Genomic DNA, 21,823 nt, shown 5'->3' on the forward strand with positions numbered 1-21,823 from the left:
AAAATAACAAGGGTTATGTTACTATTAAACATTTTAGATACCTCGCTGCCATTTACCAATCCGGTATTAAAATTTCTTATTATTTTAATCATTATTCTACTAGCCCCTATTATTCTTAATAAACTAAGAATTCCCCATATTTTAGGCCTCATTTTAGCAGGCGCTGTTATTGGGCCTAACGGATTTAATTTACTATTACGCGATAGTAGCATCATTTTATCCGGTACGGCAGGTTTGCTTTATATTATGTTTCTAGCAGGTTTAGAAATAGATATGAACGAATTTAAAAAGAACAAATTCAAAAGTCTGTTGTTTGGTTTGTACACCTTTAGTATTCCCATGACATTTGGAATTTTAGTAGGTATTTTTATTCTGAAATTTTCTGTGCTTACATCAGTTTTACTCGCCAGTATGTTTGCATCACACACCCTTATTGCCTACCCCATTTTAGGTAAATTCGGCATTACCAAAAACCGTGCTGTAAATCTAGTTGTAGGTGGCACCATGATAACCGATACCCTGGCACTTTTAGTACTTGCCATAATTGTAGGTATGACCAAAGGCACGACCAGTTTAGAATTTTGGATTCGGCTTTTTATTTCGGTTATGGTTTTTGGGTTTATCGTATTACATATTTTTCCAATTATTGGGAGATGGTTTTTAAAGCGTTATCAAGATCATATTTCACAGTATATTTTTGTTTTGGTTATTTTGTTTCTAGGTTCGTTTTTAGCTGAAGCTGCAGGCATTGAAGCCATTATTGGCGCGCTCCTTTCGGGTTTTGCGCTTAACAGATTAATCCCATCCACATCGGCTTTAATGAACCGTATTGAGTTTGTTGGTAACGCTATTTTTATTCCGTTTTTCTTAATTGGTGTAGGAATGTTGATTGATTACCGTGCCTTTTTCACCGATTTCGAAACCATTTTGGTAGCTGTTGTTATGACGATTGCGGTAACATTAGCTAAGTTTTTCGCCGCTTGGGCAACACAAAAATCGTTTAAATTTTCGGTAGATGAACGACGCATCATTTTTGGCTTGAGCATTGCACATGCAGCCGTTACATTAGCAACCGTTTCGGTGGGATATAACATCATTATTGGCGAAACCGAAACTGGAGAACCTATAAGATTGTTGGGAGAAAGTATTTTGAATGGCACCATTATAATGATTTTGGTTACGTGTACCATTTCCACCTTCGTAGTTCAAAAAGGATCTAGAAACCTGTCCATATTTCAATCTACTGCAAGAGACAAAAGCGATACTGAAAACGAAGAGAAAATATTGGTTACCGTTAATAACGCCGATACCGTTGAGGAACTAATCAATTTAAGCACCATAATAAAATCTAAAGAAAACAAAGAATCCATTTTCGCTTTACATGTTATCAATAATGAGAATTCCGATGTAAAAGCAGAAAATAATGCCATTAAAATTCTTGACAAGGCCATAAAGATTGCTTGGGCAACAGACATCCATTTAAAAAAATTATTGCGCTACGATATGAATGTCCTGAATGGAGTTTTAAATGTTGCCAAAGAAAAAAAGATAACAGATTTAATATCGGGCCTTCATGTTAAAACCAATATTTCAGAATCATTTTTAGGAGATTTAACCGAAGGTATTTTATCTAAATGCAATGCCACTACGTTTATTTATAAATCATTACAGCCTATTTCAACCATAAAAAGACACATCATTATCATGCCCAATAATGTTGAAAATGAAATAGGGTTTCCGTTCTGGTTATTAAAAATCTGGAACATTGCCTACAACACCGGTACCAAATTGGTTTTTTACGGTACGGAACAAACCATTAAAGTGATTAAAAACATCCATTCTGAACACCCTATTGAAGCCGATTTTGTAATCTTCAACAGTTGGAGCAGTGCCAAAGAACTTTCAAACAATATTAAATTGGATGATAATTTAATTTTTATTTTAACTAGAAAAGACGAACCATCCTACCAAAAAAACATCAAGAATATCTCAATTTATCTAAACAGATATTTAACTTCAAATAGCTTTATTTTGGTTTGCCCAATTATGAAACCCACTTCCATTAACGACACCATCGAGTTTAACAACCCTTCCTTGTTAGAACCATTAGAAAAACTGGATGAAATTGGAAAAACCATTGCGAGTGTGTTTAGAAAAAAGTAAAAATTTTATACTAAGTGAAATTTTATTTTGTAATCAATCTCAACTAAATTCGTTATAAACTTTAAAACTTTTTTATGCTAATTCGTTGTAAAACATTTGAATGAAAACCCTGCTACACATCATAATAGTTTTGAATTTTAGCTTAGGTTACTCCCAAACCAAAATAGATTCTTTGATTTTAAGTAGTAAATTGAATAGAAATTGATTAAAAAATATTTTGGAACACCTTATAAAAAAAAGTAGTTACGTGTTTGGAAAATCTGATTTTACTTATGAAAATCCTTGCCAAAAAACAAACAACACCCCAAACACATAACCGTAAGCAATCCCCACAAAAAAGCCTCCAACTAAAACTAATAAATCAGCATTCAAAGTCTCAATTTCAGCCAAACCATCAGCTTATTTTCCACATTCATTCATTAAACCTGTTTCGTTGCACAACCCGCTAAAACATTTCCTTAAAAGTTAACAATCAGCAATTTACTAAATTAACCCTTGTCTTTTTAGACTACATATTTGAATAAAAAATATTATTTTACTTACAAAAAAATGAATTTCAACGAAAAAACAAGCTTTTTGTAGCGTAAATTGGTTTTTTTCTTACTTTAAAACCTTTTAAAAAAAATAATTTATGGCATCACTTAATCCGCTTGGTACCAATCTAGATTTAAGAAAAGCAAAACACCTTCTTAGACGTGCTACATTTAATTATACCAAAGAGCAACTGGATAGTTTTGTTGGGATGTCTGCTACCAATGCTGTTTCTAGTTTAACAACGGTTTCACCAAACACTTTATCAGAGCCTTTTGATCCACTACCTACAGGTGCTCCCGATGGTTTTTGGACGTCTTCATTACAGCTGCCAAATTCATTTGAAGGACAAGGGAGAAAAAGTGCCATTACCACTGGTTGGTGGTGGTATAATGCCATGAGTACCATAAGCTTAAAACACAAATTGTCATTTTTTTTACACACCTGTTTTGTAGTTGGTAAAGACACAGGGGTTGGGAGTGCTACGTATATTTATGACCATATCCGTTTGTTGGATTTTTATGCTTTAGGAAACATTAAAACCTTTGCAAAAAAAATTACTTTAGATAATGGCATGCTGAATTATTTGGATAATTCACAAAACAATAAAAACAATCCAAATGAAAATTATGCCAGAGAATATTTAGAGCTTTTTACCATTTTAGCAGGTCCACAAATAGGAGAAGGCAACTACACAAATTATACAGAAATTGACATTCAACAAGCTGCAAAAGTGCTTTCTGGATTTAAAAGTAGAGCCAATAGAAGTGATATAGATCCAGACACCAATTTACCAATGGGTTATATAAACATCGACCAGCACGATACCAAAGACAAAACATTTAGCGCCGCTTTCAATAATCAAACAATAACTGGAAGAAGCACAGAGTCGGGAATATTTGAAGAATTAAGCGATTTTGTTGAAATGGTATTTGCACAACCCGAAACCGCCAAAGCCTATTGCAGAAAACTGTACCGCTATTTTGTAAAAAGCCATTGGACCGATGAAGTAGAAACCGATATTATCACGCCACTTGCGCAATTATTACTTGATAATGATTATGAAATTTTACCCGTAGTAACCACGCTGCTTTCAAGCGAACATTTTTATGATGCTGATGACAGTGATGCTACCGATGAAATTATAGGAAGCATCATTAAAAGTCCTCTACAATTAATATCCGAATTGTGCTCTATGTTTAGCGTGCCCATACCAAACCCAGCAACCGATCCTTTAAATTATTACTATAATTTTTTCTTTAGATTTATACACAATAGTTATTTGAATGCAGCTGGAATGGATTTTTTCAACCCAGACTTAGTAGCTGGTTACCCCGCTTACCACCAAATACCAGATTTTGACAGGCATTGGTTTTCTTCAAACACCATTATTGGCAGATATAAACTAATTGAATGCCTCATTGAAGGGAAAAACACGATAGGTTCTGGCAATATTTACACATCTTTGGATACCGTTTTATTTGTGAAAAACAAAATCTCCAATGCATCAGACCCCAATTTGCTTATTTCTGAAATTGCAGATTTATTATATCCCGAAGCTATTGATTCTGACAGAATAAATTATTTTAAAACCATTATAGTTGATGTAGGTTTCCCTGATTATTATTGGACGAGTGCATGGAATCAATACTTAAGTTCCAATGATAGCATCACTGTAAAAACACGTTTAAATGCCTTAATTATTGCCATGATTAATGCTCCAGAATTTCAACTAATGTAATTTATAAAACATCCATAAATAAGCGATAAATACTAACACATGAAAAGAAGAAATTTTATAAAACTTTCAGCATCAGCTACCGCTATTGGATTAACTCCTTTTCAACTACAAGCGGCCCTTAAATCGTTTATGCCTTATGTGGAATGTCCAGATATTTCAAACAGAAAGCTAGTTATTATCAATTTATCGGGGGCTAATGATGGCTTAAATACCGTCATTCCATTGGATCAATACGATATGTACAGTAATTTACGGCCTACTATAAAAGTACCTATTTCTGGAGCTAATAAATATATAAATTTAGATACTACGTTGCCAGATAACCAACAAATAGGTTTAAACCCTGCGCTTACAGGTTTAAAATCCCTTTATGACAAAGGTTGGTTACGCATTCTGCAGTCGGTTGGATATCCTTCACAAAATAAAAGTCATTTTAAATCGGCCGATATATATTTAACAGGAAATGACGGAAATAGTCTTTTAAATGGTAATGACACCGGCTGGATGGGACGTTTTATGGAATTGTTTTATGAAGATTTAATTGTTGAAACCTACCCGTTAGCAGTTGAAATTGGTTCTAATAACACATCGCTAGGCTTTCATGCTAAAGAAGCGCATGGGCTATCGATTAATATTTCAGGACAAGACCCTGCGGGATATTATTCAGTTTTAACTGGATTGGGAGGTTTGCCGCCATTAAACATTCCAGACTCCGATTATGGGGATCAATTACGTTTTTTAACCAATACAGATGAAATAACGGACACCTATGCACAATCTATTTCAAATGCATTTAACACAGGTAAAAACAGTATTACTTACCCAGACAGCGATTTATCAAATCAGTTAAAAACCGTCGCACGATTAATAAGTGGCGATTTAGGCACCAAAGTTTACATGGTGCGTATTTCTGGTTTTGATACACATAACAAACAAGTGGAAACTGCCGGCGATATTTTAGGAACGCATCATACATTATTATCAAATTTATCGGGAAGTATCGAAGCTTTTATAAATGATTTAAACAGTCAAAATTTAGCTGATGATGTTGTAGGGGTTACGTTTTCAGAATTTGGAAGAAAAGCAGCCGAAAACGGTAATTTAGGTACAGATCATGGTGAAATAGCACCTATGTTCGTGTTTGGCAAGCCTGTATCTGGGGGTGTTTCGGGTACTAATCCAGATTTAAAAGAAGCCGTTAGCACAAATAACTACCAATTAAAAACCGTTCAGTACGATTATAGGCAAACATTTGCAACCTTATTGCAAAATTTTCTAGGTGCAGATAATGCCATTATTGATGCTACGTTTTTTAATCATACTCTAAATGATAGCTTTAACAATTTAAAGGTTGTGAATCTAATAAAAGGCTCTTACGATGTATCAACAGGTTGCACAGCCTCAACCAACGACGTTTCAAGTGACAACAAAAATTGGTTGGTGTACCCAAACCCATGCCATGATACCGTTTACATATCTGGAATAAACATTGCAGAAACTGTTTCTTATAAAGTTTATAATGCTTCTGGCATTTTATTAATAGATAGAACGGACGAAATAATTAATGGCAAAGCAACTATTAATTTAGGTCTTTATAGTGATGGTATTTACTTTTTTCAAATTCTATCAGGTAGCAAAAAGGAAGTGCATAAAGTTATTAAAATATAGATTTCACAATTAAAGTTTACGAATTCAGTTTCAAAAGAAATAGATAACAAACAATTTCATGAAAGCCACAAAAACCTATTTTACACTTCTAATATTCACCCTTATAATAGCCTCCTGCAACCGAGATTTAACAGAAGATTTTATTGCTATAGAACCTATTGATATTGAATACAAATGGTGGATATTAACACATAAAAACTATGCAAGTCCTGGCATTTATCTATACAACGAAACAACCTCGACCATAGAATTAGAACTAAGTTTACCTGAAAATTTAAAATCGCCCCATGCCCTAGCCTTTGATGGGGAATCTTTATGGGTTGGAGGCAACGGAGAAAATGAATCCATCTACCAACTAAATCCAGAAACAGGTGCTATTATATCTCAAATTAGGAATATTGAAACCGAAGGTATTGCTTTGTTGGATGGTTATTTATATTATTCAAACTACAACATTATAAATAAAATAGAAAAAAACGGAACACTTGTTGAAGAAATACCAACGGTAAATTCATCATACAATATTCCAGATTTAGCCATATATAACGACAATTTATACTACTTGCGCTATTCGGAAACCGGACCCGTTGTAAAATTGAGTTTATCCAAAAAAACAGAAACCATCATTCCAGCTATTGAAACTTCAGGAACTTACTGCATGACTATTTTTAACAATGAAATCATTACCATGTCTGCTTTAAATGAAATTAACCATAATAATATACGAACCGGTTTACTTATCTCAAGCCAACCAACACCTTTTGATGGCTGGATAACAGCGATAGCGCCTTATAGTCAGGAATAGAGTTTTATTCTTAATTCAACACTCTCATTTCCTTAAAAATTATTTCACATCAAGTCGTTGGGCAACATTAGGAAAAATGAGCAATTTTTCGGATATTTAAAACTTAAATTTTCATAAAATGACAACAGTAGATGACATACGAAATGGATTGATAGAGAAAATACTATCTATTAGAAATAAAGATTTTTTAGTCGCTCTTGATAAATTAATTACATCAAGCTCTTCAGAATCCGACATTATTGAATTGACTGACGAGCAAAAAATTATGCTGGAAATGAGCGAACAGGATATTAAAAATGGAAAACTGATTTCTCAAGAAGCAATGGACAAAAGAAATCTGGAATGGCTAAACGCAATGTAATTTGGACTCGTACAGCCGACATTCAGTTTGTGGGGATTTTAGAATATTGGGTAAATAGAAACAAGTCAAAAACCTACTCAAAAAAACTCATGAAATTAGTTTCGGAAAGAACAAAACAAATAGCCGAACAACCATCAATTTTCAAAGCGACTAACGTTAAAGACACGAGAGTCGCTTCCTTAGGAAATTTCAGCATTTTCTATAAATTTAATGACAAAGAATTAATAATTACAGCCTTTTGGGATAACCGACAAAATCCAAAAAAACTATTGAAAATATTGGAAAGCAAAAAATAACACTGTCCAATAATGGCTATAAATAATTGCTTGCTTTTACCTACTTCTGAAAATCCATGAGGATTTCCAACTTGGTGTGTACTTACAAAGTTAATCGCTTAACCACCGTGACGTAAACATACGAGCCGAGACCGTTAAACCAACTAACCCAAACTAGCTAAACTAGCCTTCAAAGTTTCTATTTTAGCCAAGGCATCTGCTTCTTTGTTACGTTCGTTGGCAATAACTTGTTCAGGAGCTCCAGCAACAAAACGCTCGTTGGACAGTTTCTTTTGCACCGATTTTAAAAAGCCTTCCGTATAATTTAATTCTTCAGTTAGTTTTTTAATTTCAGCATCTACATCAATACTGCCTTCCATAGGAATAAAATACTCGTTGGATTTTACTCTAAACGTTAAAGCGCCTTCAACCGTTTCATTCACATAATTTACAGCTTCGAGATTTCCTAACTTAGAAATTATATCATCAAACGCTGTGCTTGATTTTTCATTATTGATCACCGAAAAACCAATGGCATCTTTAAACGCAATGTTCTTTTCTTTTCTAATGTTTCTAATACCAGAAATAACTTCCGAAGCAAATTCAAACTCTGTAATTAATGTTTCATTTATAGGTTTTGCCTCTGGCCATTTAGAAACAATCAATGCTTCCTCTGGGGTTCTTTCAGCTATATAATGCCAAATATCTTCGGTTAAAAATGGCATAAACGGATGTACAATTTTTAAATTTTCTTCAAAAATTGAAATCACGGATTTATAAGTTTCTGAATCTATAGGTTGTTGGTAAGCTGGTTTTACCATTTCTAGTAACCAACCACAAAAATCATCATAAATTAATTTATAAATCGCCATTAAAGCATCACTTAAACGGTATTTGCTAAAGTGATCTTCAATTTCCAATAAAGCTTTTTGAAATTTAGATTCGTACCAAGCGATAGCCATTTTACTGGAATTTGGTTGCGGAATGGTGTTGCTAATTTCCCAACCATCAACCAAACGGTAAGCGTTCCAAATTTTGTTTCCAAAACCCTTTCCTTGTTGGCAAAGCGCTTCATCAAACATTAAATCGTTTCCTGCGGCGCTACTTAAAAGCAAGCCCACACGGACACCATCGGCACTGTATTCATCAATTAGTTTTAAAGCATCGGGCGAGTTCCCTAAGGATTTACTCATTTTTCGGCGTTGCTTATCGCGAACCAACCCCGTTAAATACACGTTATTAAATGGTTTTTCACCTTTATATTCGTAGCCAGCAATTATCATACGGGCTACCCAAAAGAAGAGAATATCCGGTCCTGTAACCAAATCGTTGGTTGGGTAATAATATTTTATGTCTTCGTTTTCTGGATTTCTAATGCCGTCAAACACGCTCATGGGCCATAGCCAGGAGCTGAACCATGTATCTAAAGCATCGGTATCTTGTTTTAGGTCTTTGGCTGTTAGGTTTTGGTTGTTGGTTTTTTGTTTTGCTAATTCTAAGGCTTCATTCATAGTTTCAGCAACTACAAAATCCTCTTTTCCATCGCCGTAATAGTAGGCTGGAATTTGTTGCCCCCACAACAATTGACGCGAAATATTCCAATCGCGAATGTTTTCCATCCAATGGCGATAGGTATTTTCAAACTTCTTTGGGAATAATTTAATTTCGGAATGGTCGCCTAAAACCGCTTCAATGGCAGGCTTTACAAGTTCTTCCATTTTCAAAAACCATTGGTCTGATAATCTTGGTTCAATAACAGCTTTGGTTCTTTCGGAAGTGCCCACTTTATTGATGTGGGTTTCGGTTTTTACTAAAACACCTTTATCTTCAAGTTCTTTAACAATTTCCTTTCTAACAACAAATCGGTCTTTCCCTTGGTAATGCAGACCAAAACTGTTTAAACTGGCATCGTCATTAAAGATATCAATAACCTCTAGCTTATGCTTATCACCTAAAACTTTATCATTTTCATCGTGTGCCGGTGTTACTTTAAGGCAACCTGTACCAAACTCAACATCTACATACTCATCTTCAATAATAGGAATCACACGGTTGCAAATTGGCACAATGGCTTTTTTTCCACGCAAGTGTGCAAAACGTTCGTCATTTGGGTTGATACAAATAGCTGTATCTCCAAAAATGGTTTCTGGGCGCGTAGTGGCAATAGTTAAATATTCCTCCCCTAACCCCTCCAAAGGAGGGGAACTCTCACTCATAGCCCCCTCTCCTTTGGAGAGGGTTGGGGTGAGGATTTTATATTTTAAATAGTATAAATTCCCTTGTTTTTCCTCATAAATAACTTCTTCATCAGAAAGTGTGGTTTTCGCTTCTGGATCCCAATTTACCATGCGGTAACCACGATAAATAAGCCCTTTTTTGTGTAAATCGACAAACACTTTTATCACCGCTTCGCTCATATCATCATCCATGGTGAATTTGGTTCTATCCCAATCGCAAGAACAGCCTAATTTTTTAAGTTGTTCTAAAATAACCCCACCGTATTCGTGCGTCCAATCCCATGCGTGTTTTAAAAATTCTTCACGTGACAAATTATTTTTATCAATGCCTTGTTCCTTTAATTTAGCAACCACTTTAGCTTCGGTAGCAATAGATGCATGGTCTGTACCAGGTACCCAACAGGCATTTTTACCTTGCAAACGCGCACGACGAATCAATACATCTTGAATGGTATTGTTCAACATATGCCCCATGTGCAATACACCCGTAACGTTTGGTGGCGGTATTACAATGGTGTAAGGCTCTCTTTCATCTGGTGTGGAATGAAAATAATTATGTTTCATCCAGTAATTGTACCATTTGGTTTCTACCTGACTAGCATCGTATTTTGAAGGCATTTGCATACTTTGGAATAGTTTTTGAATAATAATTTGCAAAAGTACTTATATTTCTTTTTCTGTGAAAGGCATTGTACAGATTGATAAAAGGATTTATAAGATATTTTAACAAAATTTAATAATTATAATAGAAAAGTAATATGTACATTTAGCCTATCAAAACGACAATAAACATGTATTTCATCCATTATTTTTGCTGTTTAAAGGAAAAATAAGTATTTTCGAACAGAATTTTAATGCATTAAATCATTAAAAAAGACTTAAACGTCTCAACCTTTAACGTCTAAAGAACAAAAACAACAAAACAAATACATTAACAATGAAAAAATTATTTACAATTTTATTTATCGGATTAGTAAGTTTAGCCATTAACGCTCAAGATAAGGTAGCTAAAATAGAGTTTAAAACTGACACCGTTGATTATGGAACTATTGAAAAAGGTTCTAACGGCGTGCGTGTTTTTGAATTTACTAACACAGGGAATGCGCCATTAATTATTTCGAATGTGACTTCTAGCTGTGGTTGTACAATTCCTAAAAAACCAGAAGGCCCTATTTTACCTGGAAAAACCGGTGAAATTGAGGTTAAATATGATACCAATAGAGTAAACCCTATTAGAAAAACAATTACGGTTATCTCTAATGCTGAAACTCCTACTGTAGCCTTAAAAATTAAAGGTGAGGTTATTGACAGTAAAAGTGCTAGCGTCCTTGAAAAGACCAATAAAAGTATTGTTCAACAATAAGAAACAATGTATAATTTCAACAAAATCCTTAAGCCTGCTTAGGGATTTTGTCGTTTAATACGGGTCTTCCAAATTAAAACTAAAGGTTAACTCTTTTCCGTTTCTATCTACTTTTAATCGTATTCGTTTACCAGAATCCTCATAAAACTCTTCAGTAATTTGTTGTAAAGAAAATTGATGCGATGGTTTATTGTTTATACTAATTAAAACATCATTAATAAGCAAACCTGCTCTTTCAGCGGGCGAATTTTTTCTTAATTCCACAATTAGGTATGCTGGTTTCAAGGACATTTTATAATGCATATCACTAACAACCTTTATGTTATTCATAGCAGCATCATTATTTGATATTCCTACTTTTTCTCTTAAAATCCTATCATCAACTTCCTTAACAAACCTAAAACCATCATGCGCTAGTTCTATACCACTTTTATTATAACTAAAGGGTTCTTTAAAATAAGCATTCTTTTTAAGCGTTGCTATAGCGTTTTTATAATCGAACACCCAATTAAATCGTCTTAAAACATTACCAGCCAAACTACCATTGCGGTCTTTAACCATTCTTGCATATAAAACAGAGGTACTATCAGGATAGGCAACATTGGCGTTTTCTAAAACCAAGCTTTTTAAATGAAGTGCATCTATTTTAGAACGTTTCCCATAAATACTGCCACTTAAACCATGACCTAAAAAGTCATTAAAAAATTTGTTGCTAGATTTAATTCCTAACGAATCGTTTACAAACAACCACAAGGCATCACTACCTCCAGAATCTATCAATAGTTTTACGGGTATTTGCTTGTTTTTAATTGTGATTTCAGTATCAATATAAGGTTTACTATTATGAAACTCCAGATTAAATGTTTCACACGAATTGCATTTTTTATAACGATATGCCTCGGGCTCTGTTAATTTTAAATATTTTTTTGAATAGTTTATTTCAACAATTAAGTCTTTGAAAATATCGTTACCAATAATGCCATGAACAGGAAAGCCTAATTTTGGAGCTAAATTTAAATTGGCATCATAAATGGCATAAAGCTCTTGATTTAGTTTTATGGCATCGCCTATTTTAAGAATGTTGTTACTGGATTTTAAAGCTTCAACCGACTCACCTTCACCCAAACCTCTTAAAAATATAGATTCGGTATTTTTGATTTTTAGGGTATCGGAAACATTTAAATAATTAAATATAATAGGTTTACTTACACCTGTATCCAACAAAAAAGACAAAGTAACACCATTGATTTCAACAGGAACAATAATGAGGTTATTAATAAGCTGAAACTTGATTTTGTCCGATTTGTGCTTGTTTTGAATGATAAAATTATCCTGAGAAAAACCGAGGTTACCTATCAAAAAAATAACTTTAACAAAAAACACGAATCTTTTCATAGCAAACAACTATGCTTTAGGTGCATATAATTTATAAATCTTTATAATGCCATTCTTAATTTAGCATCTAATTTAAATAAACTTTAAGATAATTTTCTCAACTTTGCGCCTTATAATTTAATAAATAAATGCCAACTATATCTAGCAAAGGGCTTTTAATGCCTGAATCTCCTATTCGAAAACTAGTTCCTTACGCAGAACAAGCTGTTAAGGATGGAAAATTTATATACTATCTAAATATTGGGCAACCCGATATTAAAACTCCAGAAGGGGCTTTAAAAGCTGTTAAGGAAAATGATATTGAAATTCTTTCGTATTCTAAATCTGAAGGGTCTGAAACGTACAGAAAAAAACTTGCAAACTATTTTAAAACACATGACATCCATGTATCTTCTAAAGACATTGTGGTAACAACTGGCGCTAGTGAAGCATTACTTTTTGTTTTTGGTAGCATCATGGACCCTGACGATGAAGTAATCATTTCCGAACCATTTTATGCAAATTACATTGCATTTTCTACGGCCTCTGGCGTAAAAGTGGTACCAATAGTATCTAAAATTGAAGATAATTTTGCCCTACCTTCCATTGAGGCATTTGAAAAACTGATTACCCCAAAAACAAAAGCTATTTTAATTTGCAACCCAGGAAACCCTACGGGAAACCTATATTCTAAAGAGGAAATCCAGAAATTAACAGCTATAGTTAAAAAGCATGATTTGTTTTTAATTGCAGATGAAGTTTACCGCGAATTTGTTTATGATGGCGAAACCCATTATTCCATCATGCAAGAAAAAGAAATTGAAGAGCACGCCATTATGATAGACTCCGTTTCCAAACGTTACAGCATGTGCGGTGCAAGAGTTGGCTGTTTGGTTTCAAAAAACAAAAGCGTTATACAAACTGTTATAAAATTTGCGCAAGCGCGTTTAAGTCCGCCAACCTATGCACAAATTGCAAGCGAAGCAGCACTAGATACCCCAAGAAGTTATTTTGATGATGTGATTGCCGAATATATTGAACGAAGAGATACTTTAATAAGCGAACTTCAAAAAATTGATGGTATTAAGGTAAGCAACCCCAAAGGTGCTTTTTATTGCGTTGTAGAATTACCAATAAAGAACTCAGACCATTTTGCACAATGGCTTTTAGAGGAATTTGATATAAATGGCGAAACCGTTATGGTTGCCCCTGCTGGCGGGTTTTACTCCACACCAGGGCTTGGTTTAAACCAGGTACGCATTGCTTATGTGCTTAAAAAAGAAAACTTAATTAAGGCTGTACATATTTTAAAAGAAGCCTTAAAAGTTTATAAAGACTAAACAATTAACAATTAACAATTAACAATTAACAATTAACAATTAACAATTAACAATTAACAAAGTTAAAAAACCGATACTACCCAATTCCTATTTCGTAGTGTTTATTTCATTTAGCTTTGAAACTTTGCTACTTTGAAACTTAAAAAAAACATATCTTTAAAACCTTTTAATACTTTTGGTATTGATGCGCTAGCAACAAATTTTGTTTGCGTTTCTTCTATTGAAGAATTAAAAGAGGTTTTAACATTAAAAAACTACCCTAACAAACTTATTTTAGGTGGTGGCAGTAATATGCTGCTTACCAAAGATTATGATGGCCTTGTAATTCATGTGAACTTAAAAGGTATTGAAATAGTTTCAGAAGATGATGATTTTGTTTACGTAAAAGCTTTTGCAGGTGAAGTTTGGCATGACTTTGTAATGTGGTGCATCCATAACAATTTTGGAGGTATTGAAAATTTATCATTAATTCCTGGCAATGTTGGTACAGCACCTATTCAAAATATTGGGGCTTACGGGGTAGAGCTTAAAGATGTTTTCGAATCGTGTGAAGCCATGTCACTAGAAACAACTTCTATAAAAACTTTCAACAAACAAGAATGCCGTTTTGATTATAGAAACTCCATTTTTAAACAAGAAGCTAAAGGACAATTTACAATTACAAGCGTTACCTTCAAACTAACTAAGCGCAACCATCAACTGCATATTAATTACGGCACTATTTCTTCTCAATTGGAAGCCATGCAAATTGAAAACCCAACCATTCAGGATATTTCAAAAGCTGTTATTTATATTCGCGAAAGCAAATTACCAAACCCAAAAATTATTGGAAACAGCGGCAGTTTCTTTAAAAATCCGTTGGTTTCAAAAGCACATTACAATAAATTACTTCAAAATTTCGAAGATATGCCAAGTTATCCTGTATCGGATACCGAAGTAAAAATCCCTGCGGGTTGGCTCATTGAAAAAGCTGGTTTTAAAGGCAAACGTTTTGGCGATTATGGCGTTCATAAAAATCAAGCGTTGGTACTAGTCAATTATGGCAACGCGAAGGGTGCAGATATCTTAAAACTTTCAGAATTAATACAAAGCACTATTGCACGCTTATTCGAAATTTCAATAGAAGCCGAAGTAAACATCTTATAATACCAAAGAAATTTATAACTTTGAAGTTATTAAACAGTTAGTTAACCAACTTTAAACTTATCCATCTTGATTTCATCTCTAGAAAAAGAAATAGTTACCCTATTGGAACTTGGCGATAAAAAGGCCATTACCTTACTGTATGATAACTATTCAGATGCCCTTTATGGTGTTATAAAAAAAATTATAGCAGATGAGGATATGGCACAAGATGTACTTCAAGAAAGCTTTATAAAAATATGGCGCTATGCAAAAAAATACGATTCTACTAAAGCAAAACTATTTACTTGGCTTTATAGAATTGCCTATAATACCGCTATAGACAAAGTTAGATCGCAAAAAAATAAAGATGGTAAGGAAATCCAGATGGATAAATCTACCGTATATAAAATATCAGCGGAAGAATTGAATCAGGATGTTATGGACATGCAAAAACACCTGACCAGTTTGGACGAAAAATATCAAATAGTAATAAATGCACTCTTTTTTGAGGGCATGACCCAACAAGAAGCCAGCGAAGAACTCGATATCCCGCTAGGCACTATAAAATCGAGATTAAAGATTGGATTACGTGAATTGAAAAAAATTTATAATCCCTAATTTTAAAACGTCATGAATGCGAAAATAACTACTTTTTTAAATTCTGGCCTACTAGAAAAATATCTATTAGGTGAAACTACTTCTGCCGAAACAGAAATAGTTGAGTCTCATATTTCAAAATATCCAGCAGTACAGAATTATTATAACACATTACAGCACAACTTAGAAATAGTTGCTAAAAGTAATGCTGTTGAAGCCCCTAAAGGCATCTTAAATAACATTTTAGATGAACTTGATGAAGCACCCGTTGTAGAATTAAATGCCACTAAAAAATACAAATATTGGCATAAGTTTAGTGTTGCAGCTAGTATTATTGCCTTTATGTTTGCCGGTACTTCTTATTTATTTTATCATCAAAACCAAAGGTTAAATGATGAAAATCAGGTGGTGGTTGATGAAATATTTGATTTGCGAAATGATATTAAAGCAAACAATAAAAAGCTAGATGAAGTTATGAACCAGTTTATGGAACTTAACGACCCTGACACTTATAAATACATCATGCAGGGCAATAGTCGTGCTAAAACTTTAAAAACAGTAGCTTATATAAACCCTAAAGAAAAAACATCAATGATTGATGTCGTGTCTTTACCAGAACTACCTGAAGAACAATGTTACCAAATTTGGGCAGAATTACAAGGAAAAATGGTAAGCCTAGGAATTTTAGATCAAGCTGACAGACAACTTAGAGCCATTCCTTATACAGAAAACGCATTGGCACTAAATATTACCATTGAACCAAAAGGCGGTAATACCAGAGCATCTTTAAATAATATGGTAGCCGAAATTGATTTACAATAAGATTAATAGTTAAAATCCCTCAAAACGAAAAGCCTCATTTGCAAACTCAAATGAGGCTTTTTTATTGCTATAAATTAATTCTAAATATAAATAAATTACACGTATCCTTTGTTAAATATGTTTTGTGAATTAAACCTGCAATTAGAGCTACCCAAAACAACCAAAGTTGTGTTATAAACAATATTTTATGAATTAATATTTTAAAGAGTATTTATTAAAAAGCAGAAAAACATTTATAGCTTAAACACTATAAATGTTAAATAGTCACAAACTAGTTTTCATTAAATAAACTTTTAGATATTAATACTTAAATACTTTATCTTTGCCAAAAATTAAGATAACCGATGAAACTTCTTTTAATAACAATCGCTTTATTAGGATTAGGAATTGCAGGAATTGCAATAAAAATTTGGGCCAAAAAAGACGGGAAATTTTCTGGAACTTGCGCTAGCCAAAACCCAATGTTAAACAAAACTGGTGAAAATTGTGGTTTCTGCGGAAAATCTCCCGACCAATTTGAAAATTGTAACGAACCTCAACACTCTTAGCCTTTATGAGTTTACTTGATTTTGTGTTCTACGGTTTTATTGCCGTGGTAGTTATTCAAGTTATCTATTTTATTGGTTTCTTTTGGAAATTTACATTTTTAAAACCGGAAAGAACTGTACCTAAAAGCATGGATATTTCAGTTATTATCTGTGCAAAAAATGAAGCTGAAAATCTTAAAAAATTCTTACCCTCTGTTTTATCTCAAAAGTATCCTAATTTTGAAGTTGTTTTAATTAACGATGCTTCTACCGATGATACTCTTGAAGTAATTGAAACATTTGCTGCAGAACATAGCAACATAAAAATTGTAGATGTTAAAAATATTGAAGCCTTTTGGGGCAATAAAAAATACCCTTTAACATTAGGTATCAAAGCTTCAAAATACGATTACCTTTTATTTACGGACGCTGATTGCAAACCCCTTTCAAAATACTGGATACAAGAAATGAGCAATTGCTTTGTTAATGAAAAAAGCATTGTATTAGGTTATAGTGGCTATTCAAAAATTAAAAACTCATTTTTAAACAAACTAATCCGCTATGAAACTGTAGTGACTGCCGTTCAATATTTATCGTTTGCAAAAACAGGAATACCTTACATGGGAGTAGGCAGAAATTTAGCATATACCAAAGAGGCCTTTTTTAAAGCCAACGGATTTATCAATCACATAAAAGTGCGTTCTGGTGATGATGATTTGTTTGTAAACCAAGTAGCAACAAAAAGCAATACAGCCATCTGCATCACTGAAGACAGCTTTACACAGTCTACACCAAAAACGACGTTCAACGATTGGATTAAGCAAAAAAGACGTCATATATCAACAGCAAAACATTACAAGCTAAGTCATAAAATTTTATTGGCATTACTTTATTCAACACAATTACTATATTGGGTATTTGCCACCATCCTTCTTGTAACAACTTTTAAATGGCAAATTGTTGTGGCGTTATTTCTACTAAGAATCATACTTTACTACACCATTTTTGGAGCTTCATCAAAAAAATTGGATGAAAAGGACCTTGTTTTAACACTTCCTTTATTAGAAGTATTTTTAATTATTATCCAATTAACTATCTTTATAAATAATCTTATCTCAAAACCCAATCATTGGAAGTAATTGAAGCCATTAAGCGTGCCAAGGAAAACGACCAAAAAGCGTTTAATTTTCTATTAGACACCTATTGGGATGATGTGTATGGATTTCAGTTAAAACGTATTGAAAATGAAAATGATGCTGAAGATATAACCATTCAAACATTTTCAAGAGCTTTTGACCGCATTGAAACTTTTGATGAAAATTACAAGTTCAAAACGTGGTTGATTACCATTTCGAAAAACATCCATATTGATTTACTTCGGAAGTCAAAAAACTCTATTTCCCAAGTTATTTCAAATGATGATAAATCGGTGTATCAAATTTTAGACGAGTCGCCTTCACCTGAAGATGAATTAATTACCGAACAACATTTAGCAAAATTGCTTCGCGATATAAAAAAGCTAAAACCACATTATCAAGAAATAATCAATTTGCGTTATTTTCAGGAATTGAGCTATAAAGAAATCTCTATAGAGCTTAAAGAACCTATTAATAATGTAAAAGTGAAGTTGTTAAGGGCAAAAAAATTACTAGCAGAAATTATTCAAGAAAAATAATGTTTGTTAAACTTAAAAACCTAGGTCCGGGATTATTGTTTGCTGGTGCAGCAATTGGCGTTTCACATTTAGTACAATCAACACGAGCTGGTGCCGATTTTGGTTTGGGCTTACTTTGGGCATTACTTTTAGTAAACTTATGTAAATATCCTTTTTTTCAGTTTGGACCACGTTATGCAACCGCCACTGGCGAAAGCTTACTAGACGGTTACAACAAATTAAGCAAAGGCGTTTTGGCTACCTATTATATTTTAAATTTAGCCACCATGTTTACCATTCAAACCGCAGTTACCATAGTAACAGCTGGTTTAGCTTCTACTCTTTTTGGCGATTTTGGCACTTATAACATTGGAAATAAAATTATATCAAGCACCGAAATTTACACTGTTATTATATTAATTGTATGTATATTATTATTGCTTTTAGGAAAATACAAGCTTTTAGATAGGTTGATGAAAATAATTGTTATTACATTAACCATAAGCACCATAATTGCTGTAAGTGTTGCACTATACAATAGCTCTGAACCACTTTCATTTAAACAAATTATACCAAGCAATAGCTTAGAAATTGGCTTTTTAATAGCTTTTATGGGTTGGATGCCTGCACCTTTAGATGTTTCTGTTTGGCAATCGCTTTGGGCTATTGAAAAAAATGAAAACACTAATCAGTATACGCCACAATCGGCATTATTCGATTTTAATATTGGGTATTTAAGCACCATTGTTATTGGTATTGGGTTTCTTCTTTTAGGTGTTTTAGTTATGCATCATAGTGGTGAAACATTTAGTAATTCGGCAAGTGTATTTTCGCAACAATTAATAAACATGTATACCAAAAACTTAGGGAATTGGGCATATCTAATTATTGGTATTGCAGCTTTTACAACTATGTTCAGTACTACTTTAACAACATTAGATGCATCGCCAAGAGTGATGGCAAAAACTACCACCTTACTTTTTAAAAATGTCTCAAAATTGAATTACACCTTTTGGATTGTTTTATTAACCTTAGGAACGGTTTTTATTTTCTTGTTTTTCGCATCAGAAATGGGCTTACTTATAAAGGTTGCTACCATTTTATCGTTCATCACAGCTCCTTTTTATGCCATTATAAATTATATTTTAATTTCCAGCAAACACACACCAAAAGAATGGCAACCTTCAAAAAAACTACACATTTTTAGCTGGTTAGGCATCTTGTTTTTAATAGGATTCAGCATCTGGTATCTAACCACTTTATAACTTCATTTTAAAAGAATACTTCGTATCTTTGTACTTTATTTTAAAGACATGGATTCAGAAACTGTTTCAAATATTTTACCCGAAGAACGTGTTGCAAAACCAAAATGGCTTCGTGTAAAACTTCCAACAGGAAAAAAATATACCGAATTAAGAGGTTTAGTTGATAAATACAAATTAAACACCATTTGCACTTCTGGAAGTTGCCCTAATATGGGTGAATGTTGGGGAGAAGGTACTGCTACCTTTATGATTTTAGGAAATGTTTGTACCCGCTCTTGCGGTTTTTGTGGCGTAAAAACTGGCAGACCCGAAAGTGTAGATTGGGATGAACCTGAAAAAGTAGCGCGATCCATAAAAATAATGAACATTAAACATGCTGTTTTAACAAGTGTTGATAGAGATGATTTAAAAGACATGGGAAGCATTATGTGGGCTGAAACAATAAAAGCAGTTCGTAGAATGAATCCTGAAACTACGCTTGAAACATTAATTCCAGATTTTCAAGGCGTAGAACAGCATATTGATAGAATTATTGCTGTAGCGCCAGAAGTGGTATCCCATAATATTGAAACTGTTAGACGTTTAACCCGAGAAGTACGTATACAAGCACAATACGACCGAAGTATGGGTGTTTTAAAATACTTAAAACAACAAGGACAACGACGTACAAAATCGGGCATTATGCTTGGTTTAGGAGAAACACGCGAGGAAGTTATTCAAACACTTCACGATTTAAAAGCGAACGATGTGGATGTAGTTACTATTGGGCAATACCTTCAGCCTAGTAAAAAACATTTACCTGTAAAACAGTTTATTAATCCGGATCAGTTTAAAGAATACGAAGAAATTGGTTTAGAATTAGGATTCCGCCATGTTGAAAGTAGCGCACTGGTACGTTCTTCATATAAAGCTCAAAAACACATTAATTAGTTATGATTAATATAGCTATCAATGGCTTTGGTAGAATTGGCAGACGTGTTTTTAGACTTCTTCAAGATTATAAAGACATTCAAGTAGTTGCCATTAATGATTTAGCCGATGCTAAAACGTTAAGCCATCTACTTAAATACGATAGTGTCCACGGCGGTTTCAACGGAGTTGTATCTCATGATGATTCAAACATTATTGTTAATGATAAAAAAGTAGCACTATTAAATGATAAGCATCCAAAAGATATTAACTGGAAACCTTTTCAAGTTGATTTTGTAATTGAAGCCACAGGAAAATTCAAAAACAAATCAGAGTTACAAAATCACATAGATAATGGTGCAAATTCTGTTATATTAAGTGTTCCGGCACTTGATGATGATATAAAAACCATTGTTATAGGTGTAAATGATGATAGTATTAATGGTACGGAAACCATCATTTCCAACGCATCGTGCACCACTAACAATGCAGCCCCCATGATTGATGTTATAAACAAACTTTGTGGCATTAACCAAGCATATATCACAACGGTTCACTCCTACACCACCGACCAAAGTTTGCACGACCAACCGCATAGAGATTTACGTAGGTCGCGTGCTGCAAGCCAATCTATAGTACCTACTACCACTGGAGCAGCTAAGGCATTGACTAAAATTTTTCCTGAACTATCCGATGTTATTGGTGGTTGCGGTATAAGGGTGCCTGTTATTAATGGATCGTTAACCGATATTACTTTTAACGTAAAAAAAACAGTTTCTATTGAAGATATAAATAACGCCTTTAAAGAAGCTGCCAAAAATAATTTTAAAGGTATTATAGAATACACCGAAGACCCCATCGTTTCTATTGATATTGTTGGAAATAGCCACTCTTGTATTTTTGATTCCGATATGACTTCGGTAATAGGAAATATGGTAAAAATTATAGGCTGGTATGATAATGAAACTGGTTATTCTAAAAGAATAATTGACTTAATATGCAATTTATCGAAGAAAAAGAGTGTTTTATCGAAGAAATAATTATATTTGCCTGTAATATTTATTTA

Annotated in this window: 19 protein-coding genes; 17 read left to right on the plus strand and 2 right to left on the minus strand. The window is 33.4% G+C overall.

Going from position 1 to position 21,823, the window contains the following annotated elements; genetic code table 11:
- Positions 1-15: 15 nt before the first annotated feature.
- The 6 genes from J8H85_RS11410 (at position 16) to J8H85_RS11435 (ending at position 7,565) form a co-directional block, all read left to right on the plus strand.
- A complete protein-coding gene (locus J8H85_RS11410; RefSeq protein ID WP_209655324.1) occupies positions 16-2,163 on the plus strand; it encodes a cation:proton antiporter in 2,148 nt (715 codons plus the stop codon).
- Positions 2,164-2,794: 631 nt separating this feature from the next.
- The gene (locus J8H85_RS11415; protein ID WP_209655325.1) at positions 2,795-4,435 is read left to right on the plus strand and encodes a DUF1800 domain-containing protein; all 1,641 of its coding nucleotides are present in this window, start codon (positions 2,795-2,797) and stop codon (positions 4,433-4,435) included.
- A gap of 39 nt (positions 4,436-4,474) precedes the next feature.
- Complete coding sequence (locus tag J8H85_RS11420) at positions 4,475-6,103, plus strand: DUF1501 domain-containing protein (RefSeq protein ID WP_209655326.1); 1,629 nt, start codon at positions 4,475-4,477, stop codon at positions 6,101-6,103.
- Between the two features lie 58 nt (positions 6,104-6,161).
- On the plus strand, positions 6,162-6,908 hold the full coding sequence (locus J8H85_RS11425; RefSeq protein ID WP_209655327.1) for an NHL repeat-containing protein: 747 nt from the start codon (positions 6,162-6,164) through the stop codon (positions 6,906-6,908).
- 118 nt (positions 6,909-7,026) lie between these two features.
- On the plus strand, positions 7,027-7,269 hold the full coding sequence (locus tag J8H85_RS11430) for a hypothetical protein (RefSeq protein WP_209655328.1): 243 nt from the start codon (positions 7,027-7,029) through the stop codon (positions 7,267-7,269).
- A complete protein-coding gene (locus J8H85_RS11435) occupies positions 7,251-7,565 on the plus strand; it encodes a type II toxin-antitoxin system RelE/ParE family toxin (RefSeq protein WP_209655329.1) in 315 nt (104 codons plus the stop codon). The genes J8H85_RS11430 and J8H85_RS11435 overlap by 19 nt, the downstream gene beginning before the upstream one ends.
- Before the next feature lie 143 nt (positions 7,566-7,708).
- Here J8H85_RS11435 and J8H85_RS11440 read toward each other — a convergent pair whose 3' ends face one another.
- The gene (locus J8H85_RS11440; protein WP_209655385.1) at positions 7,709-10,405 is read right to left on the minus strand and encodes a valine--tRNA ligase; all 2,697 of its coding nucleotides are present in this window, start codon (positions 10,403-10,405) and stop codon (positions 7,709-7,711) included.
- 313 nt (positions 10,406-10,718) lie between these two features.
- Here J8H85_RS11440 and J8H85_RS11445 point away from each other — a divergent pair, with 313 nt between their 5' ends.
- Positions 10,719-11,144: a DUF1573 domain-containing protein gene (locus J8H85_RS11445; protein WP_209655330.1), complete on the plus strand. Its 426-nt coding sequence runs from the start codon at positions 10,719-10,721 to the stop codon at positions 11,142-11,144.
- Positions 11,145-11,198: 54 nt separating this feature from the next.
- Here J8H85_RS11445 and J8H85_RS11450 read toward each other — a convergent pair whose 3' ends face one another.
- Positions 11,199-12,503: an aspartyl protease family protein gene (locus J8H85_RS11450; protein WP_245243796.1), complete on the minus strand. Its 1,305-nt coding sequence runs from the start codon at positions 12,501-12,503 to the stop codon at positions 11,199-11,201.
- Between the two features lie 164 nt (positions 12,504-12,667).
- Here J8H85_RS11450 and J8H85_RS11455 point away from each other — a divergent pair, with 164 nt between their 5' ends.
- From J8H85_RS11455 to gap, 10 genes are all read left to right on the plus strand, one after another.
- Positions 12,668-13,858, plus strand: coding sequence for a pyridoxal phosphate-dependent aminotransferase (locus tag J8H85_RS11455; protein ID WP_209655332.1), 1,191 nt, complete (start codon positions 12,668-12,670; stop codon positions 13,856-13,858).
- Positions 13,859-13,990: 132 nt separating this feature from the next.
- Positions 13,991-15,004 carry a UDP-N-acetylmuramate dehydrogenase gene (murB, locus tag J8H85_RS11460; protein ID WP_209655333.1) on the plus strand — a complete coding sequence of 338 codons (1,014 nt, stop codon included), beginning with the start codon at positions 13,991-13,993 and terminating at the stop codon, positions 15,002-15,004.
- A gap of 66 nt (positions 15,005-15,070) precedes the next feature.
- Entirely contained in the window at positions 15,071-15,601 is a 531-nt protein-coding gene (locus J8H85_RS11465; protein ID WP_209655334.1) for an RNA polymerase sigma factor, read from the plus strand.
- A 12-nt stretch (positions 15,602-15,613) separates the two neighbouring features.
- Positions 15,614-16,402, plus strand: coding sequence for an anti-sigma factor (locus J8H85_RS11470; protein ID WP_209655335.1), 789 nt, complete (start codon positions 15,614-15,616; stop codon positions 16,400-16,402).
- A 344-nt stretch (positions 16,403-16,746) separates the two neighbouring features.
- Positions 16,747-16,950, plus strand: coding sequence for a membrane or secreted protein (locus tag J8H85_RS11475; RefSeq protein WP_209655336.1), 204 nt, complete (start codon positions 16,747-16,749; stop codon positions 16,948-16,950).
- A gap of 5 nt (positions 16,951-16,955) precedes the next feature.
- On the plus strand, positions 16,956-18,068 hold the full coding sequence (locus tag J8H85_RS11480; RefSeq protein ID WP_209655337.1) for a glycosyltransferase: 1,113 nt from the start codon (positions 16,956-16,958) through the stop codon (positions 18,066-18,068).
- Positions 18,059-18,604 (plus strand): RNA polymerase sigma factor, encoded by a 546-nt coding sequence (locus tag J8H85_RS11485; RefSeq protein WP_209655338.1) that lies wholly within the window; start codon positions 18,059-18,061, stop codon positions 18,602-18,604. The genes J8H85_RS11480 and J8H85_RS11485 overlap by 10 nt, the downstream gene beginning before the upstream one ends.
- Complete coding sequence (locus J8H85_RS11490) at positions 18,604-19,848, plus strand: NRAMP family divalent metal transporter (RefSeq protein WP_209655339.1); 1,245 nt, start codon at positions 18,604-18,606, stop codon at positions 19,846-19,848. The genes J8H85_RS11485 and J8H85_RS11490 overlap by 1 nt, the downstream gene beginning before the upstream one ends.
- Positions 19,849-19,896: 48 nt before the next feature.
- Positions 19,897-20,778, plus strand: a complete 882-nt coding sequence (lipA, locus tag J8H85_RS11495; protein WP_209655340.1) for a lipoyl synthase — start codon at positions 19,897-19,899, stop codon at positions 20,776-20,778.
- A 2-nt stretch (positions 20,779-20,780) separates the two neighbouring features.
- Entirely contained in the window at positions 20,781-21,797 is a 1,017-nt protein-coding gene (gap, locus tag J8H85_RS11500) for a type I glyceraldehyde-3-phosphate dehydrogenase (protein ID WP_209655341.1), read from the plus strand.
- Positions 21,798-21,823 lie beyond the last annotated feature (26 nt).

Origin of the sequence: Mariniflexile gromovii (assembly GCF_017814435.1) — a bacterium.
In the GTDB taxonomy this organism is placed as follows: domain Bacteria; phylum Bacteroidota; class Bacteroidia; order Flavobacteriales; family Flavobacteriaceae; genus Mariniflexile; species Mariniflexile gromovii.